The sequence below is a fragment of the Myxococcus sp. AB056 genome, from assembly GCF_006547365.1.
In the GTDB taxonomy this organism is placed as follows: Bacteria; Myxococcota; Myxococcia; order Myxococcales; family Myxococcaceae; genus Myxococcus; species Myxococcus virescens.
In genome coordinates this window covers 1-24,661 of record NZ_VHLB01000015.1, presented here as the reverse complement: position 1 = coordinate 24,661, position 24,661 = coordinate 1, and the positions used below count along the sequence as shown (strand labels likewise).

At 69.4% G+C, this 24,661-nt stretch carries 20 protein-coding genes; 7 read left to right on the top strand and 13 right to left on the bottom strand.

Annotation, left to right across the window (positions count from 1 at the left end):
• Window positions 1-3: 3 nt before the first annotated feature.
• Both FMP39_RS09590 and FMP39_RS09585 read right to left on the bottom strand, forming a co-directional pair.
• Window positions 4-1,425 carry an ATP-binding protein gene (locus FMP39_RS09590; protein ID WP_194858319.1) on the bottom strand — a complete coding sequence of 474 codons (1,422 nt, stop codon included), beginning with the start codon at window positions 1,423-1,425 and terminating at the stop codon, window positions 4-6.
• A 380-nt stretch (window positions 1,426-1,805) separates the two neighbouring features.
• A complete protein-coding gene (locus tag FMP39_RS09585) occupies window positions 1,806-2,330 on the bottom strand; it encodes a hypothetical protein (RefSeq protein WP_194858318.1) in 525 nt (174 codons plus the stop codon).
• 264 nt (window positions 2,331-2,594) lie between these two features.
• Here FMP39_RS09585 and FMP39_RS09580 point away from each other — a divergent pair, with 264 nt between their 5' ends.
• Window positions 2,595-3,014, top strand: coding sequence for a 2TM domain-containing protein (locus FMP39_RS09580; RefSeq protein ID WP_141589645.1), 420 nt, complete (start codon window positions 2,595-2,597; stop codon window positions 3,012-3,014).
• A 13-nt stretch (window positions 3,015-3,027) separates the two neighbouring features.
• Here FMP39_RS09580 and FMP39_RS09575 read toward each other — a convergent pair whose 3' ends face one another.
• The gene (locus tag FMP39_RS09575; RefSeq protein ID WP_141589644.1) at window positions 3,028-4,089 is read right to left on the bottom strand and encodes a gamma carbonic anhydrase family protein; all 1,062 of its coding nucleotides are present in this window, start codon (window positions 4,087-4,089) and stop codon (window positions 3,028-3,030) included.
• A gap of 221 nt (window positions 4,090-4,310) precedes the next feature.
• Here FMP39_RS09575 and FMP39_RS09570 point away from each other — a divergent pair, with 221 nt between their 5' ends.
• Both FMP39_RS09570 and FMP39_RS09565 read left to right on the top strand, forming a co-directional pair.
• Window positions 4,311-5,765: an MATE family efflux transporter gene (locus FMP39_RS09570; RefSeq protein ID WP_141589643.1), complete on the top strand. Its 1,455-nt coding sequence runs from the start codon at window positions 4,311-4,313 to the stop codon at window positions 5,763-5,765.
• A gap of 18 nt (window positions 5,766-5,783) precedes the next feature.
• Complete coding sequence (locus FMP39_RS09565; RefSeq protein ID WP_228557835.1) at window positions 5,784-7,637, top strand: hypothetical protein; 1,854 nt, start codon at window positions 5,784-5,786, stop codon at window positions 7,635-7,637.
• 5 nt (window positions 7,638-7,642) lie between these two features.
• Here the strand turns inward: FMP39_RS09565 and FMP39_RS09560 are convergent, their stop codons facing one another.
• Window positions 7,643-8,749, bottom strand: a complete 1,107-nt coding sequence (locus FMP39_RS09560; protein WP_141589641.1) for a hypothetical protein — start codon at window positions 8,747-8,749, stop codon at window positions 7,643-7,645.
• 210 nt (window positions 8,750-8,959) lie between these two features.
• Between FMP39_RS09560 and FMP39_RS09555 the strand changes: the two genes are divergently transcribed.
• Entirely contained in the window at window positions 8,960-9,163 is a 204-nt protein-coding gene (locus tag FMP39_RS09555) for a hypothetical protein (RefSeq protein WP_141589640.1), read from the top strand.
• 69 nt (window positions 9,164-9,232) lie between these two features.
• Here FMP39_RS09555 and FMP39_RS09550 read toward each other — a convergent pair whose 3' ends face one another.
• The 4 genes from FMP39_RS09550 to FMP39_RS09535 form a co-directional block, all read right to left on the bottom strand.
• The gene (locus FMP39_RS09550; protein WP_141589639.1) at window positions 9,233-10,906 is read right to left on the bottom strand and encodes an iron ABC transporter permease; all 1,674 of its coding nucleotides are present in this window, start codon (window positions 10,904-10,906) and stop codon (window positions 9,233-9,235) included.
• The gene (locus FMP39_RS09545) at window positions 10,903-11,949 is read right to left on the bottom strand and encodes an ABC transporter substrate-binding protein (protein WP_141589638.1); all 1,047 of its coding nucleotides are present in this window, start codon (window positions 11,947-11,949) and stop codon (window positions 10,903-10,905) included. The genes FMP39_RS09550 and FMP39_RS09545 overlap by 4 nt, the downstream gene beginning before the upstream one ends.
• A gap of 117 nt (window positions 11,950-12,066) precedes the next feature.
• Window positions 12,067-13,323, bottom strand: a complete 1,257-nt coding sequence (locus FMP39_RS09540) for an SO2930 family diheme c-type cytochrome (RefSeq protein ID WP_228557834.1) — start codon at window positions 13,321-13,323, stop codon at window positions 12,067-12,069.
• Window positions 13,324-13,344: 21 nt separating this feature from the next.
• Window positions 13,345-14,889: a parallel beta-helix domain-containing protein gene (locus tag FMP39_RS09535; RefSeq protein WP_194858317.1), complete on the bottom strand. Its 1,545-nt coding sequence runs from the start codon at window positions 14,887-14,889 to the stop codon at window positions 13,345-13,347.
• A gap of 199 nt (window positions 14,890-15,088) precedes the next feature.
• Here FMP39_RS09535 and FMP39_RS09530 point away from each other — a divergent pair, with 199 nt between their 5' ends.
• The 3 genes from FMP39_RS09530 to FMP39_RS09520 all read left to right on the top strand — a co-directional run bounded on the left by FMP39_RS09530 (window position 15,089) and on the right by FMP39_RS09520 (window position 17,998).
• On the top strand, window positions 15,089-16,021 hold the full coding sequence (locus tag FMP39_RS09530) for a DUF3445 domain-containing protein (RefSeq protein ID WP_141589635.1): 933 nt from the start codon (window positions 15,089-15,091) through the stop codon (window positions 16,019-16,021).
• Window positions 16,022-16,218: 197 nt separating this feature from the next.
• Window positions 16,219-16,998: an FKBP-type peptidyl-prolyl cis-trans isomerase gene (locus tag FMP39_RS09525; RefSeq protein WP_011557029.1), complete on the top strand. Its 780-nt coding sequence runs from the start codon at window positions 16,219-16,221 to the stop codon at window positions 16,996-16,998.
• Between the two features lie 169 nt (window positions 16,999-17,167).
• Window positions 17,168-17,998 carry a dienelactone hydrolase family protein gene (locus tag FMP39_RS09520; protein WP_141589634.1) on the top strand — a complete coding sequence of 277 codons (831 nt, stop codon included), beginning with the start codon at window positions 17,168-17,170 and terminating at the stop codon, window positions 17,996-17,998.
• Here FMP39_RS09520 and FMP39_RS09515 read toward each other — a convergent pair.
• The 5 genes from FMP39_RS09515 to FMP39_RS09495 form a co-directional block, all read right to left on the bottom strand.
• Window positions 17,992-18,567: a CAP domain-containing protein gene (locus FMP39_RS09515; protein ID WP_141589633.1), complete on the bottom strand. Its 576-nt coding sequence runs from the start codon at window positions 18,565-18,567 to the stop codon at window positions 17,992-17,994. The genes FMP39_RS09520 and FMP39_RS09515 overlap by 7 nt on opposite strands.
• Window positions 18,568-18,657: 90 nt before the next feature.
• Complete coding sequence (locus FMP39_RS09510; protein WP_141589632.1) at window positions 18,658-19,335, bottom strand: CAP domain-containing protein; 678 nt, start codon at window positions 19,333-19,335, stop codon at window positions 18,658-18,660.
• 77 nt (window positions 19,336-19,412) lie between these two features.
• Window positions 19,413-20,753, bottom strand: coding sequence for a DUF1552 domain-containing protein (locus FMP39_RS09505; protein WP_141589631.1), 1,341 nt, complete (start codon window positions 20,751-20,753; stop codon window positions 19,413-19,415).
• Complete coding sequence (locus FMP39_RS09500; protein ID WP_228557833.1) at window positions 20,750-22,354, bottom strand: DUF1592 domain-containing protein; 1,605 nt, start codon at window positions 22,352-22,354, stop codon at window positions 20,750-20,752. The genes FMP39_RS09505 and FMP39_RS09500 overlap by 4 nt, the downstream gene beginning before the upstream one ends.
• A 342-nt stretch (window positions 22,355-22,696) precedes the next feature.
• Window positions 22,697-24,661: M3 family metallopeptidase (locus FMP39_RS09495; protein ID WP_368667061.1), on the bottom strand; the 1,965-nt coding region annotated here is incomplete at its 5' end.

Sequence of the window (24,661 nt, the reverse complement as noted above, 5' to 3'; positions counted from 1 at the left end):
GCGCTACTGCGGACGGTAGGGCAACTCCACGATGAAGGTGGCGCCCTGGCCCAACTCGCTCTCCACGCGGAGGGTGCCGCCGTGGGCCACCACGACCTGACGGGCCGCGTAGAGCCCCAGGCCCAGTCCTCCAAAGGCGCTCGAGGGAACGGCGCGTTCGAAGCGGTGGAAGATGCGCTCCTGGTGCTCGGGGGCAATGCCGATGCCGTGGTCTCTCACGAGGATGCGCGCGTGGTCCGGTGCGCCGTCCACCCGCACCTCGATGGGCCGGCCCTTGCCGTACTTGAAGGCGTTGACCAGGAGGTTGCCCACCACCTGCTGAATCCGCAGCGGGTCCCACACGCCTTCGATGGGGACCTCCGCCCTCAACTGGATGGGGCAGTCCGCCTCGGCCGCCGGAGTCATGGCGCGGGCAACCGTTTCTCGGACGAGCCGTGACAGGTCGAGCGGCTCCATCATCAAGGGCACCTGGCCTTCTCCTATGCGGGAGACGTCGAGCAACCCGTCGATGTGCGTGGCGAGCCGCTCGGTATGGCGGATGGCCTTGTCCAGCCGCTCCAGCAGGCGTCCGCCACCGTCCTTCCGCGCCACCGCGGAGGGGAGTGATTGGAGTTGGAGCTGGAGCGCGGTCAGGGGCGTCTTCAGCTCGTGACCGGCCAGGGCCAGGAATTCATCCCGGCGATGGAGGGCCTCGTGGAGGGCCTGCTCCGCCTGCTGCCGCTGTTTGACTTCCGCCTCCAGTGCCTGGGCGCGCTGCTGGAGGAGGGTGACTTCTCGCAGCCGTCCTTCCGAATCCGCGAGCCGTGTGTAGCGCTCGGTGGGAATGACGTGTGCGTGCGCCTTGCAGACATCGAGGAAGGGCCGTGCGTGCGCCGCCTGGCCGAAGTGGCCGATGGCGTAGGTGCACAGGAGGGACAGGGGGTACAGCACGCTGAGGTCATTCCACAGTGCCTCCAGCTCCACCGCCACGTCCGGCATCCCATCCAGGCAGAGGACATCCACCATCTCGCCGTAGGCGCGTACCTTGACGCCGGGGCGCGCGGCCGCGAGGCTGTGCTCAATCACGGTGCCGATGACTTCGCGGAAGCGCTCCCAGTCCGGGCGTCCCCCCACCATGAAGCGCGCGAGTGTCTCACGGGCTTCGAGCAGGGTGAGCTGCCCGCTCGCGATGACCGCTGCGGTGTCCACGCCCGAGGCCACCAGCCGCGCGATGAGCTGCTGCCGGTGGCTCGCCTGGGCGATGATGACGAGCGGGTCTCCTCGTTCGAGCCCGCCCGTGATGTAGGCCTCGACGATGTCGATGACGATTGCCTCGTCCTCATAGAACTGGACCGTGTGGGCATGCTCCAAGGGATACCCGACGGGGGTTTCGCTGGCTGGCTGCCGGTGGCTGCTCCCGAGAGCTGCGGCGTCGGATGGAGGCATCGTCCTCACCATGTGCGTGGGCGCCTCATTATTCTGTCGGGGCCTTTCGACGCGGAACGACCCCCGGGGGCAGTGGAGCGCACGGAAGCCGTCACTGGTGGGCTGGCGCGCTTGACTCGGGTTCACCGCTGAAAGGCGCAGGCGGCTGTCTGGGGCAGCAAGTTCCTGCAAGCGGTGGCGGCGCGTGGATTGAGCGCCTGGAGTTCGTGCACCGGCCGTCGTTCCGGGCAAGGGCAGGCCGCGCCATGCGCGCCACGAATCACTCACCACGGAGGAGGTGGACCGGCACGGCGTGGACCTGCTCCACCGCTGGGTTACGCGAATGCGCGACTGAAGCATCCACCCCACGGGGGCTGTCCGTGGGGTGGATGCTCTGGAGACTAGCCATGCCGGGAGTTGCTCGCGGAGCGCCCGTGCATGGGATTGTCGCGGTTCCAGCGTGCGCGCTCCTGCCGCTCACGCTCCAGACGGGCGATGCGTTCCCGCTCCTGGCGCTCACGCTCCAGGCGGGCGATGCGTTCGCGCTCCTGTCGCTCACGTTCGATGCGGGCGATGCGTTCACGCTCCTGCCGCTCACGCTCCAGGCGGGCGATGCGTTCGCGCTCCTGCCGCTCGCGTTCCAGGCGGGCCAGACGCTCCCGTTCCTGGCGCGCGCGCTCCAGGCGGGCCTGCCGCTCCCGCTCCTGTCGCGCCTTCTTCTCGCGTTCGATGCGGGCCTGCCGTTCCCGCTCCAGCCGCTCGTTCTCCGCGCGCTGCCGCGCGGCATCCACGCTGCCACCCCGTGCCCAGGCCTGGGTGTTGTTGGGGGCCTGGATTCCGGAGGCGCCATGCACGCCCTGCGCGAGGACCGGGCTTCCGACGGACATTGCGATGACCACAAGCACCCGCATCAGCTTTCCACGCATGACTGCCTCCCGTTCATGGCCACCGTGGCCTTGTTTCGTCGTCTTGCTCCTTCTGACGGGAGGTCCCGGGAGGCATTCAGTCCCCTTCAATTACGGCCGCGGGAGGCGCCCCCCTGCCACGGACGCGCGTCCCGGAGCGTCACTCACCGATAGAGCGACTCGAGCGCACCCCGGCTTCCATCGCCGCCGATTTCGATTTCCTGGTGGGCATGGGGGATTGCTTCTCTTTTCGTGGCGGATACGCCGCGCTAGCGTCCCCGTCCCATGGCGGACACACGGCAGCGCAGTGCACCTCCGAGTTTTTCCCAGAACGAGGCCGCGGACATCATCCGTGAGGCCACGGCTCGCGCGTTGGCGGGCAAGGACGTGGATCGCTCGCTCACCCGGGAGGACCTGCTCGCCATGGCCCGGGAGATGGGCGTGAGCGAAGCCGCCGTGGAGAGCGTCATCTCCGCGCGCGCGGGACGCGACAAGGCGCAGCGCCGCATGCGCAGGGCCTACATGGGCCTTGCGTCACACGCGACGAGCTACACCATCGTCATGGGAGGGCTCACCTTCATCGACCTGTTTTCGGGGCCCGGTTGGTGGGTGCAGTACCCCGCCATCGGCTGGGGCATGGGACTGGCGTTCCATGCCATGGGCACGCTGCTCGCGGCCTTCAATCACGCGGACAGGCAGCGGTGAGCATGCGGGCGCGCTAGCCGATGCGCCGCAGCCCCGGCAGGTCTTCCGGCCGCAGCGCCCAGCGGGGCACCGGCGGCAGGGACGCCAACGTACCCGTCTGTGTCGCCGGGAAGCCTTCGATGTGCGCACCATCCGCGAAGGCGCTGCCCTGCTTTACCAGGCTGCCCGCGCCCACGAAGCTGCCGCGTCCCAGCCGCGTTCCGTCACAGAGGATGGCACCCGGCTCCACCACGGTGTTCGCGCCCACGTGGCTGCCATGCACCGTGCAGCCCGGACCGATGATGGCGCCGTCCTCCAGCGTCAGCGTGTGGTCCGACAGCCGGTGCAGCACGGTGTTGGCCAGCACCTGCACGCCCGCGCCGATGCGGACTGGACCATTGCCATCCCCGAGGATTTTGACCCCGGGGCCAATGATGCAGCCCGGGCCGATGATGACGTCCCCTGTCACCTCGGCCGAGGAGAAGAGGGTGGCGGTGGGGTGCACCAGTGGGTGCTTGTCGCGAAACGTATAGAGCTGTCCCATGGGGGCGTCCTCTGCGCGATCTCTCGCGGAGAAAGCGGTGAGTGGCTGGCCCGGCAGGTCGAGGCTTCCGCCGCGGCGCTTCCGGAGCCGTTCCAGGTCATCCGCGGTGGTTCGACGGAGAATGCGGCCGGGGCGGCCCACGACGACGGAGTCGTCCGGCACCACGGTGCCCGCTGGAATGAGCGTTCCTTCCGCCAGCAGGCAGCGCGTGCCGATGCGCGCGCCGGGCATGAGGATGGAGCCACCTCCCACATTGCAGAGCGCGCCGACCTCCGCGCCGATTACGACGCTGCGGTGGTCCAGGAAGGTACGCTCTCCCACCGTGACGGGCTGCTGCGGCAGTCCGATGATGACACCGTTCTCCAGTACGGCCGAGCCGGCGCCCAACCGCACGGCGCCTTCGTGCGAGCGCACCACCGCGCCTTGCGCGATGTTGGCTCCCGGACCCAGGAGGAGAGTTCCCAGCACCCGAGCGCTGCTGGAGAGGCTGAAGTGCGCGGCCCCCCCGACAGGCACCGCGGGCGCACTTTCGTGCGGCAGGCTGATGACCATTGACGCGGCACCCTACACCCACGCGCTCGGCGGCCCGACGGCCCGACGGCGCAGGTAGGTTGTCCAGCGTCCGACGCTCTCAGGGCCGGGCCTTGCCCTGGGGGCGGTTGCCCGCTCGCCGCGCAGGGGGGCGGGAGGGGAGAGGCGTCAGGTGTCGTGGGGCGTGGCGTCCCTGGACCTCTTTCGGCCTTCCTGACAGAAGGGCGCCAACGGAGGCAGGCATGTCTGAGTCATCCCCGGTCGGGTTCGAACCCGTTCCGGCGGAAGCAGGAGGTCCGCCCGAAGAGGGGCCTCAGGGGTTCTGGGCTTCGGTGAAGGAAGCCATTCACGGAACCGAGAGGGACCTCACCCGGCTTCCAGTTCGCAGCGCCATCTTCCTGCTCGCCGTGCCGATGGTGCTGGAGATGATGATGGAGTCCGTCTTCGCCGTCGTCGACGTCTTCTTCGTCGGCCGGCTGGGGGCGGACGCGGTGGCGGCGGTGGGACTGACGGAGTCGCTGCTCACCATCATCTACGCGGCGGCCGCGGGGCTGAGCATCGGCGCCACGGCGCTGGTGTCCCGCCGCATCGGTGAAGGCGACCCGGAGCGGGCCGCGCGCACGGCGGTGCAGGCGGTGGGGCTGGGCGTCGTGTTGTCCATTCCGGTGTCGGTGGCGGGCGTCTACTTCGCGCGGCCGTTGATGGCGCTGATGGGCGGCTCGCCGTGGGTGCTGGAACACGGCATCCGCTATACGCAGGTGATGCTGGGCGGCATGGGCAGCGTCCTGCTGCTGTTCCTCATCAACGCCATCTTCCGCGGCGCGGGGGACGCGGCCATCGCCATGCGCGTGTTGTGGCTGGCCAACGCCATCAACATCGTGCTGGCGCCGCTCCTCATCTTCGGCGTGGGGCCCTTCCCGGAGCTGGGCGTCATGGGCGCCGCGGTGGCCACCACCTTCGGGCGCTCCTGCGGCGTGGTGTACCAGCTCTACCGGTTGGCGCAGGGCTCCGGTCGGCTGCGGCTGCGGCGCGAGCACCTGCGCCTGGAACCGGGGACGATGCTGGCCATGCTGCGGATGTCGGGCGCGGGCACGGCCCAGGCGTTGGTGGGCACGACGAGCTGGGTGGTGCTGGCCCGCATCGTGGCCACGTTCGGCAGCGCGGCGGTGGCGGGCTACACCATCGCGTTGCGAATCGTGCTGTTCGCGCTGCTGCCCTCGTGGGGGCTGAGCAACGCGGCGGCCACCATGGTGGGACAGAGCCTGGGCGCGGGAAAGCCGGAGCGGGGCGAGCACGCGGTGTGGACGGCGGGGCGCATAAACGCCGTCTTCCTGGGCTCGCTGGGGCTGCTGTTCGTCCTCGCGGCCAATCCGGTGGTGGGCATCTTCACGAACGACGCCGCGGTCATGAAGGAAGCGGTGCTCGCCCTGCGCATCCTGAGCGCCAGCTTCCTGTTCTATGCTTTCGGCATGGTGTTGACGCAGGCCTTCAACGGAGCAGGGGACACCACCACGCCCACCGTGCTCAACATCTGTTGCTTCTGGCTGTTGGAGCTGCCCCTGGCGTGGGTGCTCTCCGGACCCCTGGGTTTGGGGCCGCCGGGGGCATTCCTTTCCATCTCGGTGGCGTTCTCGGTGATGGCGCTGGTGGCCGTCATCCTGTTCCGGCGCGGAACCTGGAAGCACCGGGTGGTCTGAATGGGAGGGCGGAACGTCATGGTCCATGCACGGCGTTCCGCCCGGTCCCCGGGGCTGCTTCCGGTGGTCCTGCTCCTCGTCCTGGGGCTGGCTTCGTGCCACACCGTGGAGTTGCCCGGGGATGAGGTGGCCTGCGCGGGGCTGCGGTGCACCGCGGGCACCTGCTTCTCCAACGCGGGGCAGCCCATGTGCCGCTGCGGACCGTGGGAGCGGGCCGCGGGGCTGACGTGCTCGGTCGCCGCCTTCACGCAGCCGGATGACCATGGGGGCTCGCCCGACAGCGCGACGGTGCTGACGCTCCCCATGTCACCCCAGGAGGGCCGCATCGACAAGGGCTGGCGGGAGGCGATGCTGGACAGGGACTTGTTCGCCGTCACCGTGGAGGCGAGCGGCCTGTATCGCTTCTCGTGCACGCGGCTGACGCTGGTGGAGTGCCGGGTGCGGTTGCTGGATGTGGCTGGGAACGCGCAGGACATGCCTTCCATTGTCGAGGGGGCGACGGTGTCGTGGTTCCCCACGCTCTCCGAGGGCACCTGGTACTTCGAGGTCTCCAGCAGGGACTCGCACGGGCGCTACACGTACGAGCTGGAGTCGCTGGGCGTGGACGACCATGGCGATACGTTGGAGGAGGCCACCGTCGTGGAGGCCGGCTCCGGCACGTCGTTCCCCGTGCGGCTCTCCTCGCCCTTTGACGCGGATGCGTTCACCTTCCGCTCGCGGGTGGGGCATGGCTACCGCTTCATCTGTGAGCAGGCTCCCAACCCGTTCCTTCAATTGACGCTGCGGTCCGCGACCGGCTTGCTGATGGATGCGGTGCAGGGCACGTCAGGGGAGCCGCTCACGGTGAGCCTGCAGGCGACGTCCGAGCGAGACTGGCTCCTGATGCTGGCTGCCGACCAAGGCACCTTCCCGGTGGATGCCGCCTGCCGCTTCGAGGACCTGGGGCCCGATGAGCATGGCGACACACAGGAGACCGCCACGCCCATGACGCCGGGTGTCCCGGTGGCGGTCACCCTTCAGTCGCGTGATGACGTGGATGTCTTCTCCTTCACGGGGGAGCCCGGGCATGTCTACACGGTGCGGACGGAAGGGGCCGGGCGGTGGTCGGCCCAGGTGGTGGACGAAGATGGCGCGAACGTGGCGCTCACGACGACCGACCAGTTGCGGGTCCGAATGAATCGCTGGGGCACCTACTCCCTTCGCATCCAAGGCGGGACTCCCTGGGCGCACTCCTTCGTGCTGACGCTGGTGGACGCGGGAACGGATGACCACGGCGACTCTCCAGAGACGGCGACTTTCATGTCTCCGGGAACCACCATCACGGGCCGCTTCGACTCACCTCAGGACACGGATGCCATCGCCTTCTACACCCAGGCACGTGCCATCTATCTTGCGTCCTATGCGCCGTTCGCCGACCTGTCCCTGAACCCGCGAGGCGCCGTGGGAATCCTGGGGTTGGGGGGCGGCCGCCATCTCTTCAGCGCGAGGGACGCCCGGCAGGTCACCCTGATGTTCCAGCCCCTGAATGGCGTGGAGGGTTTCTCCCTGACGCTGGAGGAGGTGGCCTTCGATGACCATCCGGACTCCAGCGAGGATGCGCAGGTGCTGGCGCTGCCGGCTTCGGTGTCCGGCGTGGTCCAGTCGGCCGTCGACACGGACGTGTTCTCCGTCTGGCTGGAGGAGGGGCGCGCGTACCGGCTGGGCCTGGACGCTGGCGCGCTCCGCGTGACGCTCATCGCGCCTGGCGGTCTCCTGGCGAATCTGCGGGACGGACGGTTCGTGGCGAGCCGGAGCGGTCTCCATACGCTGTTTCTCGCCGGAGCTTCCGGCCTGGAGCAGGTCCCCTGGCGCTTCACGCTCCAAGCGGAGTGAGTGCGTCAGGGCAGGCAGATTTCAAAGCCGGTCCGCCCGGCGGGGAAGGTGTCCCGGGGACGTGAGGCGGGCGTCACGGCGTAGAGGTGGAAGTCGAGGCGCCGCTGGAGGAAGCCCTTCAGCGCGGGTGCCAGCGGGTCCAGTTCGTCCTGGTACAGCGTGAAGAAGTGGAAGCCCTGGCCGTGAAAGTCCGCGTACACCCGCTCCACGAGCGCGCGGAAGACGGCCGGGTCTTCTCCGCGCACGCTGGTGTTGCAGAGATAGAAGTAGCGGAAGTCGCTGCCCGGCGCGGGCAGGCGCGGCGCGCGGAGCGCGGTGGCCAGCGTGTCCCAGCCCCACCGCACCCAGCGCATGCCTCCACGGTAGGCATGGACGCGGTAGCGCTTCACGGCTTCCGGGTTCCAGGCGCTGGTGCAGCCCACCAGCGCGCCGGTCGCGTCGAAGGCCAGATAGGTGTCTTCGATTCGCAGTCCGGGCCAGTGGGCGAGGCGGTGCTCCAACTCGCCCGTGTCGAAGCGGTAGCCGAAAGGACGCGCGCGGTGGTCGGCATCCAGCAACGCCGAGACAGCGGGGACGTCCGCGGGCGTGGCGCGCCGCACGGTAACGGCGCTTGGCCGGGGACGGCGGCGGAGCAGGAACTGGATGGACACAGCGGAGAAGCGACGGAGCAGGGCGTAGTGCGGCTGGCTCACGCGCCCGGGCCGCCGCCGCACGAGCGCATGGAGCGCGGGGGCATTGGAGGCCATGACGGCCGTGAGGAAGGTGTCCACGCCCAGGCGCTGGGCGCTCTCCTCAATCATGGGCCCGTAGAAGCGCGCGAGGCCGCGGTTCCGGCGCGCGGAGAAGCGGGTGCGCAGGTCTCCCAGGTAGCCCACCCGGCACGGACGGCCCTCCAGCCAGCCATCGCGCACGTGCACGGCGCCCATGCCGTCCAGCTGGCCGTGCTCGCCGTGGACCCAGACCTCCGTCTCTCCGCGCTGCATGGTGTAGAGGCCGAAGTAGTCGGGCGCTCGCTGTGCGGAGAGGACCAGGTCTCCCTGCATGGGCACCGTGCCGAACAGGTCGAGCAGCGCGGTGTTGTCGTCACGAGTGGCGCGTCGAAAGTTGCTCATGCGGCGGTGACGGAGTCTACCCTGGCCGCCGCCGTTTGCCGTGAGTCCCTCGGTTTTGGCGCGACGGTGCTTCGAGGCCGTGTCCGAAACACCATGTCGCTGTGTGTCAGGAAGTCTGCTGTTGCGTCGCGGAAGCACGCGGCGTGTGGATTGGCTGCCTCGTGTCTGAGTCTGGAGTTAGGCTGGAGGCTCCCCGAAAGGAGTCACGCGATGAAGAAGAATGGAATTGCGATGCTGATGGCGCTGGGTGTGGGACTGGCGGCGGGTTTCGGAATGGCGTTCATGCCGTCCACGGCCGAGGCCAACGCTCCTGAGTTCACACAGTCCATCTGTGAGCGCAACTCGGACTGTGACCACTTCTGTGGCGAGGGATTCGGGCACTGCATCCGGGGCACGTACTGCGCGTGCATGTAATGGCGAGCAGGTCCTGAAGGCATCGCCAGGAAGCCGCCGGCTCCCTGGCGATGTCGGACACCTCCGCCATCACCGCGTGTCCAAGGGCCGCCGGGTCAGCAGCGCGAGCAGCGCCTGCCCCACCACCACCAGCGCGATGAAGGCACATGCCAGCACCGCGGCGGCGGCGGGGTCCGCGTAGCTCTGGAGCTCGAACAGCAGCGTCCCGAGCACCTCGGTTCCCGCGGGAACGAGCAGGACGGACATCGTGATTTCCGTCGCACAGGCGAGGAACGCCAGGACGAAGGCCGCGGTGAGCGCCGGCCGCAGCAGGGGCAGGGGCGCATCCACGAACGCGCGCCAGGGGCTGGCACCACTGACGCGCGCGGCCTCGGTGAGCGAGGCGTCCAGTTGCGCGAGCGCCTCCTCGCTGTTGCGCGCGCCCAGCGCGAGGTACTTCGCCACGTAGGCGATGAGCAGCAGCCACGGCGTGTGTGCCAGCGCGAGCACGAAGGCGACGCGGTCCAGCAGGATGAAGCGCAAGTCCCGGGAGAACGCGAGCAGCAGCGCCAGGGCCAGCACCGTCCCCGGCACCGCGTAGGGCCATACCGCCAGCGCCTCCACGCCCGTGCCCAGGCGGCGCAGCCCGCGTCGCAGCACCGCCGCCGCGAGCCCCAGCCCACACACCAGGACACCCGCGCCCGCCGCCAGCAGGACGCTGCGCCCCGTGGCGTGCAGCGTGCGCGGCTCCAGCAACACACCCGCCCAGTGCGTCAGCGTCAACGTCTCCCAGGTCAGCGCCGCGCCGAAGCTGCGCTGGAGCGACGTGAGGAGGATGGCTCCCAGCGGGAGCAGCACCAGCACCGCGGCCGTCATGCTCACCGCGCCCAGGACGAGCCCGCGTGCGCGTCCCAGCGGGAAGGGACGGGACGACAGTCCCTTGCCCGCGCTGAGGCGGACCCGGCCGGCCCGGCCCAGCGCCCAGGTCACCAGCATCGCCATGGGGGCGAGCAGCAGCAGCGATGTCGCCAGTTGCGCGGCGCGCGCCAGGCCCTCGTCACCGCCCATCAGCACCAGTTCATAGATGCGCGTGGTGAGCACCCGCGTGGGCGGTGAGGCTGACACGCCCAGCAGGTACGGCACGCCGAAGGACGAGGCCGCCATGAGGAACACCATCACCGCGCCCGACAGCAGGGAGGGCAGCGCCAGCGGCAGCGTCGTCGTCAGCAGCGCCCGGGACGTCGACGCTCCGCAGACGCGCGCGGCTTCCTCCACCGCCGGGTCCACGCGCCGCAGGGCCGCCGCGCCCGCCAGCAGCACCAGCGGGAGGCCCGACACGCCCTCCACGAAGGCGATGCCCGCGGGGCCGTAGATGTCGAAGGTGTCATCGCCGAGCAGCCGGTTGAGGTACCCCGCTCGAGGGCTCGCGAGCGACAGCCAGCCCATGCCCCAGATGAACGCGGGCACGGCGGAGGGCAGGGTGAACAGCACCGTGAAGGCCCCGCGCAGGGGCAGGTCGGTGCGTTGCAGCACCAGCGCCAGTGGCGCTCCCAGGACGAAGGCCAGCACCGCCGCGCCCGTGGCGATGAGCAGCGTGTTCCCCAGCGCGCCACTTTCGGCGAGCAGCCAGTCCAGTCCGCCCGTCCCGGCGGGCCCCAGGCCTCGCCAGAGCAGCGCGGCCACCGGAAACACGGAGAAGCAGAGCACCGGCACCAACCACAGGCCGAGCCCCAGCCACTGGGATTTGGGGGCCGCCGCGCTCATTGTGAGAAGGCCTGGCGGAAGCGCTCCTTCACGGCGCCGCCCTGTGTGAGCCCGCGCTCGAGCAGCTCGGGCGTCCATGGGCGCGCGCGCTCCAGCAACTCCGAGACACCGGCCTCTCCCCGAGGGCCCGCGAGCCTGGGGTCCACCGCGTGCATGTCTCCCTTCTCCACGATGATGCGCTGGCCTTCGGGCGACAGCAGCACGTCCACCACCGCCTTCGCCGCGACGGGGTTGGGCGTCGTCGCGAAGAGGGCCGCGGGGCCGGGAATGACGACGGCGCCATCGGTGGGCCACACCACCTGGATGGGACTGCCGCGGGCCTGGGCCGCGAGCGCGTTCTCCAGGAGAAGCACGCCCGCATCCGCCTCGCCGCTCTCCACCTTCTGGAGCACCGCCGCGTTGCCTCCCGCGACGATGGCGCCTCGCTGGCGCAGCCCGGGGAAGAAGGACTCGCCGTACTTCGCGTCGCAGAACACGGCCCAGGTGAAGGCGGTGCCCGACGTCAGCGGATCTCCAATCGCCACGCGTCCCGTCCACGGACCTTCCGCGAGCGCCGCGAAGGAGGGGGGCGGCGGTGGCCCGTCCTGCCGGTGCACCAGGACCATGGTGGACAGGCGCAGGGCCGCGTAGCGCGCGTCCAGGTCCACCAGGGCGCGGGGCACCCGGAGCACGTTGGGCGAGGCGTAGCGGAGCAGGGCGCCTTCACGGGCCAACCGCTCGTAGAGGAACGGGTCCGACGTGGCCAGCAGGTCCGCGCGGATGGCCCCGGCGGCGCGCTCCGCCTCCAGCCGACTGGCCACCTTCTCACTGCCCGCCTGATACCAATGCACCCGGACGTCGGGGAGCCGCGCCTTCAGCAGCGGCTCCAGCGCGTCCAGGACGTGCCGGTACATGGATGTGTAGACCCAGACGTCTCCGGAGGGCGTGCCCTCGCGCGCCAGCGTGGGCCCGGCCGCGGGCGCGGCGGACTCGATGCGGCAGGCGGCGAGCAGGGCGAGCGCGGCGGCGACCCCCGCGGCCCGGAGCAGCATGGGCAGGGACATGTCCCCGCGATTATGCGGCACGCGCGCGCCCTGTCACGCGGCGCGGACGTCACGCATCGGAAACGAGAAGCCCCTCCGCGCACCGGGCACGGAGGGGCCGCTCGTCTGACCGAGGACCTACTTGCAGGCCCGCGCCGGCATGGCGTCAATCCAGTCGGCGATGAGTCGTGAGCCCTGGTCGTGGCGAAGCACGCGGCCCAGCTCCGGCATCATCTTTCCCGACTCCTCGGTGTGCAGGCGGTACCAGAGGATGGACACCGAATGGTCGCCGGGGACGATGTCGAACTCACCGCCCACGCCACCGCCCGCGGAGCCCGGCCGCTTGCACACGCCCAACGTGAACTCCTCCGTGTTGTCCACGTTGAGGAACAGCCGGCTGGTGGTGCCCGCCGTCCCCTTGGGGTTGTGGCAATGCGCGCAGTTGATGTCCAGGTAGGCGCGTGCGCGCCGCTCCAGCGTGCCGTCCTCCTCGTTGAACGCGTTCGGCGCGCGGGGAATCTGGTCGACCGGGGGCAGCCCCGTCAGCCGGCCCAGGTTGGCCAGGTGCTGAAGCTGGTTGATGGGCCCGTCGCCATAGTCATGGTCCTGGTTGAGGTAGCGGGCCTTCACGCCAATGGGCAGCAGCACCTGGTTCTCCTGTGCGTCCTGGAGATGGTGGCACTTCAGGCACTGGTTCTTGCTGGGCACCAGGTAGTCCAGCGTCCGCTGCACGCCGTCCTCGCCAATGAAGCTCACGCCGCGGACGACGCGGCCGCCGTTGGCCAGCGTGGCCTCCGTCTGGGCCTCGTTCCAGAAGTAGGGAAAGGCCTCCCAGCCTCCGGGCCTGTGCACCAGCACGCGCGTCTCGATGGCGCGCACGTTCTCTTCCGGGACGCGGAGGTCCGCGGGGAAGGAGAACGTCTTGGTGATGATGGTGCCCACCGGCAGGTCCAGCACGTCGTTGGCCGAGTACCCGGCCTGCGCGTCCGGCGGGATGTACAGCGTGCGCGACTTCACCGAGTAGTCGGAGAAGAGCGGCGTGGTCAGCGCATAGGGGATGTTCCCCTCCACCGGCTGGAGCCCACCTGTCGCGGGTGTCCCGGTGAAGAGGCCGAAGCCCGACAGGGTATTGGGCGGAAACGCAGGCCCGGCGTCTGGCGTCCCCGCGTCCTCGTTCGTCCCCGCGTCCTCTGGGGTGCCGGCGTCCTCGCCCGCGTCACCCGTGCCCGCGTCCGGGGTGCCGCTGTCCTCGGGCGGAAGCCCGGAGTCGACGATGGAGCCGCCTCCGCCGTCCGGGGTCGGCGTCACGCCGTCCTCGTCACCCGAGCACGAGGCCAGCGCCGCGGTCACCAGCATCGCGGCGAGGCCCAGTCCTGGGATGAACGGCCTGTACATGCGTCCGTTCTTCACGATGTCTCAGCGGATGGTCAGGGCCGGGGTGAAGCCCGAACAGTTGTAGGGCTCGGCGCCCTGGGCATAGCGGCGCGTCTCTCCCCAGGCGGCGGCCGCGTTTTCGGGAGTGGGGCCCGCCGAGAGGTGGCCACCGACGGCCTGCAGGTCGAAGTCCACCACCGAGGCCTGCGTGCCCTCTGGCAGCGTGTTGCGAGTGAAGCAGATGTTGATGGGGTTGGCCAGGCTCTCATCGCGAGGCGCCGGGTCGACGCCGTCCCACAGCACGTGCTCCACGCCCGTCACGCCGTGGGCCGCGGCGCCGTACTGGTAGACGGCGCCCACCAGCGCGCCCAGCGGACGGCGCTCCGCGTCCGGCGTGCCGTTGTCCACCATTCGGCCGCTGCCACCGGTGAAGGTGTTGTCGTGGATGGAGATGTCCTGGCTGGGGAAGTTGAAGAAGCCGGCCGCCCACTTGACGGGGTCGGGCTCGATGGCCAGACCGCTGAGGATGGCGATGTCCACCGTGTTGTTGTTGCCCCACGTGTTGTGCTCCATCTCCACCCGGCGTGAGGCCAGGATGAAGGTGCCGGTGCCGGCCGGGACCTGGGACACGGTGCTGCTGCTGGCCTCCACGGAGGCGAAGTTGGGGCGGTTGTTCCCGGTGATGGTGTTGTGGGCGACGTAGATGTCCGTGCCCCGGATGGGGTTGCCCGGCAGGTCGAACACGACCAGGCCCGTGGTGTTGTCCTCGGCGACGTTGTTCGTGACGTGGGCGTACTTCGTGTTCTCGATTTCGATGCCCGCCACGTTCTTCTTCGCCACGTTCCGCCGGACGATGGTGTGCTGCGTCTGACCGACGTAGATACCCGCGTCGGCGGCGTTGTACGCCTCACAGTCCTCGACGAGGACGTACGATGATTTCACGGGGTAGATGCCGTACTTGCCGTTGCTCTCCTGGTTCTCCTGGGCCCACTCGGTGCGGATGCGCTGGATGTTCACGTTGAAGGAGGACTCGATGCGCAGGCCATCCTTCTTCGCGTTCCAGACGGTCAGGTCGCTCACCGTGAAGAGCTTGCTCACCACGTCGAAGCCGTTGGTGTTCGCCGCCGCGTGCGTGAAGTCCAGCACGGTGCTGGACTCGCCGCCGGTGGCCTCGCCCTGGGCGCCCTTGCCCGCGCCCTTGACGGTGATGCCGTTGGCGCGGATGGTGATGGCGTTGTCGAACTGGAAGGTGCCCGCGCCCAGGTTGATGGTGGTGCAGTCGTCCAGCGCGTTCACCGCGTCCTGGAGGTCCTGCTCCTGGCCCGGGTTGAACGTCAGCTCGGTCTGCTCCTTGCCTTCGCAGGAGAATTCCTGCGGCCAGGCCATGGAGCCGCCGGCGTCCGGGGTGCCCGCGTCACTGCCTGCGTCACTGCCCGCGTCGCTGCCTGCGTCCGCGGGCATGCCAGAGTCCGGCTGGCCCGCGTCCGGACGGTCATCGCCGTCGTCCGAACAGGCGGGAAGGACAATCAGGCCCACGAGGGCAAGAAGCACGGCACGGGGCGCGCGCGACGGCGGCAGAGGATGCATCAGGTATCTCCTGTGGAAGTGCTGCGCCTTCTGGCTTCTGAGCACGAGGCTCCAGGGCGCGGCCCGGAATGCGAATCCTCCCTGTGAAGATGAACAACCTCAAGGGTGAGACATCAAAAAACAGCCACCCTTCCGTGACGCGATGCGTTCTGCAACGCGATTGATAAATTGCTCCAATCCTTCATGAGAGGTCGACGCGGTGCTGCCTTACTTCCCCTTCGAACAGGATGTCTTTTCAATGTCGCTGGGCGTGCGTGCGCTGAGGCCCGAAGAGACACTCATTGAAGTAGACGCGTCGCGCTATGTGGACGAAGTGGCATTGAAGGCGGCGCTGCTGACGGCGGGGCACGCCGAGCGCTTCCAGGGAGGGCCCGGAACAGAGGAACTCCAGTGGGAGACGTTGACGGTGCTGCTGCCTGCCATGGCGCGTCAATCGCCGGAGCACTTCTCGCTGGAGGTGGAGGGCACGCGCTGGTGCTGGCACAACCGCCTGCTGGGCACGCGGACGCACCTCAGGCCGGGGGACGCGGCGAGCCTGCCGCTGGCGCCGCTGGACTGGTTTGGCCGGCAGGTTCAGGAGGACCTGCTGCTGCTGGACGGCACGCATGAGGGTTTCCCGCTGGTGGCGGGCCAGTTGTGTTTCCCTTCCGGGTGGTGCTTGGGGGACAAAATGGGCCGGTCGCTGCTGGCCGTCCACGAGCCGGTGCCCCAGTTCAACGCGAAGCTGGGGCCCTCCACGCTGAAGTTGATGGAGGGCCTGAAGCCCGGGCGCCCCGTCACGCGCTGCAACTGGGCCATCAGCGTCACGGAGCGGCTGGACCTGGAGCCGCGCACGCTGCCGGAGTGGCGGCACTTGTTCGACGGCATCACCCCGGACAATGCGGGCGAGCGCTGCTTCCTCCGCCTGGAGCGTCAGACGCTCACCCGGCTGCCCCGCACGCGCGCCATCCTCTTCACCATCCACACCTACGTGGCCCCGGTGGCCTCGGAAGTGGAAGCGCCCGGTCGGCGGCAGCGGCTGGCCCGCGTGCTGCGCACCGTGCCCGCGGACACCGCGGCCTACAAGCGCATCACGCCCGTGCTGGCGCCGCTGCTGGGCTACCTGGAGGCGGGCGAGGCTGACGCCGGGTGAAAGGGGTAATGAAAAACCCCACCTTCTGGAAAGGACACGAGGTCGCCCTGGGGGCGGGCGGGGTGTCGCTCAGGAACGGGGATGCTTCTGGAGCGCCGTCGAACCGGAAGTCAGGCCATTTCTGTAGTAAGTCGCCCCTCAGAACTGACTGCGGCGATGTCTCACTGCCGCTCTAAAAAGCAAGGAAGGGCAACGACATGCAGAAGACGTGGCTGGTCGCGGGAATGCTGGTGCTGGCGGGCTGCCAGCAGCAGGGCAAGACGGATTCGACGCCGGCGGCGACGGCGACGGCGCCCGGCGCGAGCGCGAATCCGCAGACGGAGGACCAGAAGACGCTGTACGCGCTCGGCCTGTCCATTGGCCGCAGCGTGAGCGTGTTCGACATGACTCCCGAGGAGCTGGAGTACGTCAAGGCGGGCATCACCGCGCAGGTGAAGGGCGACAAGCCCGCGGTGGAGCTGGAGACGTACGGCCCGAAGCTGCAGGAGCTGGCGCGCGCGCGCAGCACCCGCAAGGCGGAGGCTGAGAAGGAGAAGGCGAAGGCGTTCCTGGAGACGGCCTCGAAGGAAGAGGGCGCCCAGAAGACGGAGTCCGGCCTCATCTACAAGGAGCTGACCGCCGGTACGGGCGCGTCGCCCCAGGCATCGGACATCGTGAAGGTGCACTACCGCGGCACACTGCCGGACGGCACCGAGTTCGACAGCTCGCACAAGCGTGGCGAGCCCACGCAGTTCCCGCTCCAGGGCGTCATCAAGTGCTGGACCGAGGGCGTGCAGAAGATGAAAGTGGGCGGCAAGGCCAAGCTCGTGTGCCCGTCCGACATCGCCTACGGTGACCGCGGCGCGCCGCCGAACATCCCGGGTGGCGCTGCCCTGGTGTTCGAGGTGGAGCTGCTGGAGATCGTCAAGCCGCCGGAGATGCCGGCCATGGGCGGCACGCCGCCGGCGGGCAAGCCCTCCGCGGCCGAGAAGAAGTAGTCACCGTCTTCACGCAGGACGCCCAGGGGGCTGGCGGGGGATTCTTCCCTCCCAGCCCTCTTCGCGTTCGCGGGCACCGGAGTGGCGGAGGGGCGCTGCCTCGGGGTAGTCCAACAGCCGCCAGCGTCTCCGCCTCGGGGACGGGCCAACCCACGGAGGTCGACACATCATGCGCCAGGGCCTGCTGTTGATGATGGGAGCGCTGCTGCTGAGCGCTTGTGTCCAGGGCCGCGCCCGGGAAGTGCTCCGCGAGCCGTCCGCCACGGGCGCTGTCTCCGAGTCGGAGTTCAAGGCGCTGCACACGCTGCGCGAGGACGCGCCGCCAGTGCTCAAGGGCCAGGAGGTGGAGGTGGCCGGCACGAAGGCCTACCTGAGCTTGCCCCAGGGCGCCCAGGGGCCGCTGCCCGCCGTCATCGTCATCCATGAGTGGTGGGGGCTCAATGACCACATCCGCCACTGGACGGACCGGCTGGCCGCGGAGGGCTACGCCGCGCTGGCGGTGGACCTGTATGGCGGCAAGGTGGCCACCACGCGGGATGAGGCGCTGGCGCTGCTGAAGGCCGTGGACCCGGCGCGCGCACAGGCGATGCTGACGGCCGCGCACACCTTCCTGCAGCAGGACGCGCGGGTGCAGGCGCCGCGCACGGGCACCATCGGCTGGTGCTTCGGGGGCGGCTGGTCACTGCGGGCGGCCATGGCCATGCCGGAGCTGGACGCGGCGGTCCTCTACTACGGCAACCCGGTGACGGAGGCGCGGGAGCTCGCCGCCATCCGCGCGCCGGTGCTGGGCATCTTCGGCACGAAGGACCCGTCCATCCCCCTGGAGACGGTGCAGGCCTTCCGGCAGGCCTTGGATGATGCGGGCGTGCGGCACTACATCCTGGAGTTCGAAGCGGAGCACGCCTTCGCCAACCCGTCGAGTGAGCGCTACGACGCGCAGGCCGCCGCGGGTGCCTGGCAGCAGGTGGCGGCCTTCCTGGACCAGCACCTGCGTCAGTAGGGGCGCTGGCCCACGTAGTTGCCCGGCGGCGCGTAGTTGCACACCCAGAACGTCCAATTGGGGAACTGGGAACCGAAGGGCGAGTTCGTCGTGCACTCCTGGACGGCGCAGCCCAGGGCCCGCGTGTTGCGCCACACCACCTGGGTGTAGTGGCCGCAGACCTTGCCGCTCGCGCAGGTGTTGGCGGCGTGGTCGTAGTGGGCGGCCTCGTCCACCCAGCCCTGCACCACGCCCTGGGCGCCCATGGCGCTGGACGATGCCGCGGTGAGGTTCTCCCCCAGGTTGCCGCGATTCGGGTTGTGCGAGAACTGGCACTTCGCGGCGTAGGCCTTCGCTGTGCGCGTCGCCTGCTCGTCCCACGTCAGGTCCTCCAGCGCGGGGGAGGCCGCGGGCGACACGTTCCTCCGCGCGGCGTTGTGCGCGGCCAGCATGTCGCGGTCGAACTGCGTCATGACCAGCGGCTCGGTGTCGCCGTCCTCCTCTCCGGGTGTGTCGGAGCCACAGCCGGTGAGGAGCAGGGGGATGAGCAGGCCAAGCGGTCGAAGATGGCGGGGCGTGGGGCGGAGCATGGGGGGATTATCCGCCGCCAGGCGGAGGGCCGTCACCTCCCGCTGCGTGAGTGTCCGGCACCCGGGACACCCCGGCCCCGTGGGGCGCGGTCAGTAGGGCCGCTGACCCACCCAGTTGCCCGGCGGTGCGTAGTTGCACACCCAGAGCTGCCAGGTAGGGAACTGCGCGCCGAACGGTGAGTTCTTGTTGCACATCACCGTGGCGCACCCCACGGCCGTCGTCTTGCGCCACACCACCTGCGTGTAGTGCCCGCACACCTTGCCCTTCTGGCAGGTGTTGCGCCGGTAGTCGTAGTCTGCGGCTTCGTCCGCCCAGCTCTTCACCACCTGGGACGTGGTCCACGCGCCGGGCGTGGCGGCGGCGAGGTTCTCCCCGAAGTCGCCCCGGTCCGGGTTGTGCTCGAACTTGCAGGCTTTCGCCCAGGACGCGGCCTTGCGCTCGGCCTGGGTGGACCAGGCCAGCGGCGGCAGCGCGGGCTTGGGTGCGGGCTGGGCCCGGGAGCGCGCCAGGTTGTGCGCGGCCACCATGTCCTGGGAGAAGTCCTTCGCATCGGGAAGGGCCGCGCGTGGCTCCTTCGGCTTCGCGGACGCAACGGGCTGCCGGGTGGCCACGGCCTGCCGGGAGGTGGCGTTCTGTCGCCGCACCTGTGGGGTGCCTCCGCTCCCGCAGCCGAGCAGCGGCGGCAGCAGGAGCAAGGCGGACCAGTGGAAGGCGCGGGAGAAGGAAGGCATGAGGGGGATGATGCGCCAGGACGCCCGCTCATGCATGTGAAGCGTGCGCGGCGGGGCATCGCGTGCGGTGGGCCGCCCGCTCGCATGCTCCGCCGCGCACGGGAACGCCGGCGCTACACAAGGCCCGGCAGGGGGCCCGTCCCGTCGTCACCGAAGGTGGTGATGTTGGGCACGCCCATGGCCTGCATCAGGTAGATGTACAGGTTGGCCAGCGGGTCCTCCTGGTAGACGATGTGCCGGCCCGGCGTGAGCGCGCCGCCGCCCTTGCCCGCCAGGATGATGGGCAGGTTGACGTGGTTGTGAGAGTCCCCGTCGCCGATTTCGCTGGAGAAGTAGACCATCGAGTTGTCGAGCATCGACAGGCCGTTGGCCTCGATGACCGACTTCATGCGCTCCAGCAGGTACTGGAGGAGCGTCACCTCCCATTTGTCGATGGTGGCGAGCGCGTTGTAGTTGGACTGCGACTTCTGGTGGTGCGAGTACGTGTGGTGTGCGCCGCTGAGCCCCAGGAAGGGGTAGACCTTGTTGGCGCGCGCGTTGGCCAGCATGAAGGTGGCCACCCGGGTGAGGTCACACTGGAAGGCGAGGATGATGAGGTCCATCATCGCCTTGGTCTTCTCCGTCGGGTCCTCGGACACGATGGGAGCGGCTCCCGTGGCGCAGGTCATGGATGGGACGGACACGTCCTCCACCCGCTTCTCCAACTCCCGCACGCTGGTGAAGTACTCATCCAGCTTCTGCAGGTCCGAGGTGCCCAGCCGGCCCTTCAGCGCGGTGGCGTCATCGCGCACGACGTCGATGATGCTCTTGCCGTAAGCGCGCCGCTTCTCGATTTGTGCCTGCGTCTCTCCGGGGATGCCGCCCGCGAAGAGCCGGTTGAACGCGGCCTGCGCGTTGGTCTCCTTGGCCACCGGTGTCCGAGGCCCCGCCCACGCGATGTTGTTGGCATATGGGCACGCGTAGCCGGAGTCGCAGTTTCCGATGCCGCGGCCCGCGTCGATGCCCAGCTCCATGGACCCATAGCGGGTGGCCCGCGTCGCCGTCATGTGGTTGGCGATGACCTGGTCCATGGAGATGCCCACGCGGATGTTGGTGCCCTCCGTCTTGTACACCTTGGCGCAGGACAGGAACGCGCCGGTGGCGGCGGCATGGTGCCCGTCACCATCCGGGAAGGCAGGCCTGTTCGCCAGGCCGGTGAGGACCAGCAGGTCGTTCTTCACCGCGGCCAGGGGCTCCAGCGTGGGCGTCAGCTCCCACGCGGGGCCCTCTATCGTGGGCGTCCACTTCTGCATGTGGATGCCATTGGGCGTGTAGAAGACGGCCAATCTGCGGGGCACGGTGCCCGGCGCGCCATGCGCGTTGCGGGGAAGCATCTGCTCCAACAGGGGCAGCGCCATCAGCGCCCCCGTTCCCCGCAAGACGGTCCGTCGCGAGAGTCTGAATTTCTTGCTCATGGCGTCTGCTCCTCCTCGGCGCCACGCTGCGTGAAGTGGCTGCTCGAGACGATGCTGAGGATGTAGTCGACGAGCCGCCCACCGCGGGCCTCGGCCTTTTCGGCGACATCCTTCACCGCGCAGTGGTCGGCCTCGTCCAGGCCACGGCCCGTGGCATAGGTGAGCATGTGCTCGGTGATGCAGTTGGTCAGCTTCGGGTCCTCCTTCAGGTAGGTCTGCATGTCGCGCACCCCGTTGAGGATGGCGCCGTCGGGCAGGTCACCCGTGGCGTCCACGGGCGCGCCGCTCACCTCCTGGAGGCGCCAGCGGCCAATGGGGTCGAAGTTCTCCATCGCCAGCCCCAGCGGGTCCATCAGCCGGTGGCAGCCCTGGCACGCCGGCGCGCTGCGGTGGAGCGCCATGCGCTCCTTCATCGTCATGTCCGGCGTGATGGGCGGCGGCAGGTTCTCCACGTTCGGCGGCGGCGGCGGCGGCGCCGAGCACAGCAGCTGCTCCAACACCCAGACGCCGCGCTGCACCGGTGAGGTGCGGTCCGGGTTGGACGTGACGGTGAGCAGCGAGCCCTTGCCGAAGATGCCGCTGCGCTCCGGGTGGCCCGTGAGGTCCACGCGCTTGTGCGTGGGGCTGCCGGGCAATGGCAGGCCGTAGTGGGCGGCCAGTTGGTCGTTCACGTAGGTGAACGGCGCGTCGATGAGGTCCTTCAGCTTGAGGTCGCTGGAGATGAACTCCGCGAAGAAGAGCTCCGTCTCCGTGCGCATGGCGGCGCGCAGCTCCTCGTTGAACGCGCCATAGAGCGTGCCGTCCGGCACGGCGGTGCCCAGCGCGCGGGTGAAGAGCCACTGGCCGGCGAAGTTCTCCACCAGCGCGCGTGCCTTCGGGTCCGCGAGCATGCGCCGCACCTGGGCCTCCACCTCCGCGGGGTCGCTCAGCTTGCCCGCTTCGGCGGCGGCGAACAGCGCGTCGTCCGGCATGCTGCTCCACAGGAAGTAGGAGAGCCTGCTGGCCAGCTCGAAGTTGTCGAGCGTGTACGGTTCGGTGCTTCCTGGCGGCGCGTTCTTCTCCACCCGGAAGAGGAAGTGCGGTGAGACGAGCACCGAGCGCAGGGCCAGCTTCACGCCCACCTCGGGCGGGTCCGCGTGCTGGCTCGACAGGTTGACGAAGGTCATCAGCTTGTCGACCTCTTCCTGCTGCACCGGCCGGCGCCAGGCGCGGCGGGCGAAGTTGGAGAGGATTTCGTGCGCGCACGGCGCGGGATTGAGCGGGTCCAGCGCGCAGGAGTTGAAGACGCCGCGCGTCCAGGCGTCATTCACCAGCCGCTCCGCCGCGGCGGAGTACTTCTCCATCAACAGCGGCGACAGCGAGAGCACGTCGGCGATGTTGTCGAAGCCGTAGCCGTGGTCGTCGATAGGGAAGTCCTGGGCCGGCTGGGTGGTGTCTCCCAGCAGGTCCCGCACGGTGGCGTTGTATTCCGCGCGGTTGAGACGGTGAAGCGTGACGCGTCCCGGATTCCGGGGCGCGTTCTCGCACTCGCCTGCCACCGGGGGCTGCCCCGGTGGACCTGGTTCTCCTGGCACCTCCTCGTCGGGTTTGACCCGAGCCATCGGGCCGTCATCGGTGCAGCTGGTCACCAGCAGGGCGAGACTTGCGCCCGCAAGGAAGAGCCAGCCCCCTCTTCGTCGATGCATGGGTGTCACGTCGGCTACCCCCCTCCACACTGCCCCATCCGAAGCCGGGACAGCTGAAGCCGTAGCAATGCGCTCTCCACCCAGGCGCGTAGCCTGGTGGACCCCTCCGTTGTTTCAGGGGGCAGGATGGCGTTGGCTACCCGGAAGCGCGCTGGGAAGAGATTGGCGCGAATGGGTAGCGAAGTTCCCGGCGAAGGAACCGCGGACGAACGCAGCCTGCGGCGTGCAAGCTGCGTTCGCGTGGATGCCGCGGGCTCTTTACTTCGCGTCGAGGTACGCGCGGTACGCGTCGAAGCCGTACTCGCGCCCGAGGAAGTCCTTCACCAGCTCGGCGGCGGGCTTGGAGCCGCCGGGCTCCAGCACGGTGCGGCGGTACTTCATCGCCGTCTCCCGGTCGAGGAAGCCCTTCTTCTGGAACTCGGTCTCCAGGTCCTTCGCGATGACGGAGGACCAGAGGTACGTGTAGTAGGCCGCCGAGTAGCCATCCAGGTGCCCGAAGGCCACCTCGAAGTGCGTGCCGTCACGGTGCTCGTGCTTGAAGGGGCTGAGCCGGGTCTGCAGGGCAGCCAGGGCCTCGGTCGTGTCGAAGCCCGGCTCGCGGGAGTAATAGTCCAGGCTCACCGCGGACAGGAACAGCTGCCGCCGCGCCCACAGGCCCTGGCCGAACTCCTTCGACGCGCGGAGCTTCTCCACCATCTCCGCGGGGATGGGCTGGTTCGTCTCGTGGTGCTTCGCGAACTCCTTCAGCACCTCCGGGTTGCCCGCCCACTGCTGGAGCAGCATGGACGGCGTCTCCACGAAGTCCCACTCCACGCGGGTGCCCGCGATGCCCGCCCACTTCAGGTGCCCGCCGAAGATGGCGTGCAGCAGGTGGCCGAACTCGTGGAAGAAGGTCTCCACCTCGTCGTGCGTCATCAGCTCGCCGGGGCGCGCGAAGTTGCACACCAGCGAGGCCTCCGGGTAGCGCTTGCCGGCCTGGCCCGCGACGAGGTCGAACTGCGCCGCGTGCTTGTACTTGTCGTCACGCGGGTGCATGTCCAGGTAGATGCGGCCCAGCAGCGTGTCGCCGTCGAACACGTCGTAGGTCTCCACCTCCTGCTGCCACACCCGGGCGTCCTTCACCGGCTTGTAGGTGATGCCCCAGATGCGCGAGGTGATGTCCATCACCCCCGCCTTCACCCGGCTGTACTCGAAGTAGGGCCGGACCGCCTGCGAGTCGAAGCTGAAGCGCTCCGCGCGCAGCCGGTCTTCGTAGAAGTCCTGGTCCCAGGGCTCCAGCACCTTGGCTCCCTTGACGTCCTTCTGCTTGCGCGCCAGGAGCTGCGCGTACTCCTGCTTCGCGCGGGCCTCGGTGGCAACGCCCAGCCGGTCGATGAAGTCCGCGGCCGCCTGCTGCGTGCGCGTCATCTTCGTCTCGGTGGTGTACGCGGCCCAGTTCGCGTAGCCCAGCAGCGTGGCCAGCTCGTGGCGCTTGGCGATGAGCTGCGCCAGCACGTCCTGGTTGGCCGGGTACGCGCGCTGCCGGTAGGTGCGCCACAGCTTCTCGCGCGCCTTCGCGTTCTTCGCGTACGTCATGAAGGGGAAATAGTCCGGGTAGTTGGTGGTGATGACCACCAGCCCGTCCGCTCCCGGCGGGTGCGCCTTGCGGTAGTCCTCCGGCAGGCCGTCCAGCTCGGCGGGCTTGAAGGTCACCTTGCGGACGTCCTCGGCGATGTTCTTGCTGAACTGCTGCCCCAGCTTGAGCAGCTCCTCGTTGAGCGACTTCACCTTGGCGCGGGTGGCGTCGTCGCGGTCCACGCCGGCGCGGCGGAAGTCGAGCAGCGCGCGGTCCATCCAGTAGCGGGTCGCCGCGTCCGCGCTGGACAGGTCCACCGCGGCCAGCACGTCATAGACGCCTCGGTCCTGGGACAGCGCCACGTTGGCGGAGTCCACGCGCTGCTCGCACTCGCGCGCGGCGTCGCGGAAGGCCGCCTCCGGATGCACCTCGCGCGCGAGGCTGGAGCGGTTGGCCGCGGCGAGCAGCGAGCCCAGGGCCTCGTCATAGGCGGCGAGCACGGCCTGGCCGTCCTTGCGCGCGTCCAGCGCCTTGATGGCGGACACCTGCGCGCGGGTGCGCTCGAGGTCCGCGTCACACGCGGCGGTGAAGTCGGCCAGGGTGCCGGAGAGGACGCTGGCGCCTTCGGGAGGCGGCACGGGCTTGGGCGCGGCGGCGGGGGCCTGCTG

Bases quoted from the DNA above. Each gene is read 5' to 3' on its own strand.
- FMP39_RS09520 (WP_141589634.1), top strand. From the start codon at position 17,168: ATGCGCCAGGGCCTGCTGTTGATGATGGGAGCGCTGCTGCTGAGCGCT.
- FMP39_RS09510 (WP_141589632.1), bottom strand. From the start codon at position 19,335: ATGCATGAGCGGGCGTCCTGGCGCATCATCCCCCTCATGCCTTCCTTC.
- FMP39_RS09535 (WP_194858317.1), bottom strand. From the start codon at position 14,889: ATGCATCCTCTGCCGCCGTCGCGCGCGCCCCGTGCCGTGCTTCTTGCC.
- FMP39_RS09505 (WP_141589631.1), bottom strand. From the start codon at position 20,753: ATGAGCAAGAAATTCAGACTCTCGCGACGGACCGTCTTGCGGGGAACG.
- FMP39_RS09545 (WP_141589638.1), bottom strand. From the start codon at position 11,949: ATGTCCCTGCCCATGCTGCTCCGGGCCGCGGGGGTCGCCGCCGCGCTC.
- FMP39_RS09560 (WP_141589641.1), bottom strand. From the start codon at position 8,749: ATGAGCAACTTTCGACGCGCCACTCGTGACGACAACACCGCGCTGCTC.
- FMP39_RS09585 (WP_194858318.1), bottom strand. From the start codon at position 2,330: ATGCGTGGAAAGCTGATGCGGGTGCTTGTGGTCATCGCAATGTCCGTC.
- FMP39_RS09590 (WP_194858319.1), bottom strand. From the start codon at position 1,425: ATGCCTCCATCCGACGCCGCAGCTCTCGGGAGCAGCCACCGGCAGCCA.
- FMP39_RS09540 (WP_228557834.1), bottom strand. From the start codon at position 13,323: ATGTACAGGCCGTTCATCCCAGGACTGGGCCTCGCCGCGATGCTGGTG.
- FMP39_RS09555 (WP_141589640.1), top strand. From the start codon at position 8,960: ATGAAGAAGAATGGAATTGCGATGCTGATGGCGCTGGGTGTGGGACTG.
- FMP39_RS09550 (WP_141589639.1), bottom strand. From the start codon at position 10,906: ATGAGCGCGGCGGCCCCCAAATCCCAGTGGCTGGGGCTCGGCCTGTGG.
- FMP39_RS09515 (WP_141589633.1), bottom strand. From the start codon at position 18,567: ATGCTCCGCCCCACGCCCCGCCATCTTCGACCGCTTGGCCTGCTCATC.
- FMP39_RS09525 (WP_011557029.1), top strand. From the start codon at position 16,219: ATGCAGAAGACGTGGCTGGTCGCGGGAATGCTGGTGCTGGCGGGCTGC.
- FMP39_RS09575 (WP_141589644.1), bottom strand. From the start codon at position 4,089: ATGGTCATCAGCCTGCCGCACGAAAGTGCGCCCGCGGTGCCTGTCGGG.
- FMP39_RS09500 (WP_228557833.1), bottom strand. From the start codon at position 22,354: ATGGCTCGGGTCAAACCCGACGAGGAGGTGCCAGGAGAACCAGGTCCA.
- FMP39_RS09565 (WP_228557835.1), top strand. From the start codon at position 5,784: ATGGTCCATGCACGGCGTTCCGCCCGGTCCCCGGGGCTGCTTCCGGTG.
- FMP39_RS09580 (WP_141589645.1), top strand. From the start codon at position 2,595: ATGGCGGACACACGGCAGCGCAGTGCACCTCCGAGTTTTTCCCAGAAC.
- FMP39_RS09570 (WP_141589643.1), top strand. From the start codon at position 4,311: ATGTCTGAGTCATCCCCGGTCGGGTTCGAACCCGTTCCGGCGGAAGCA.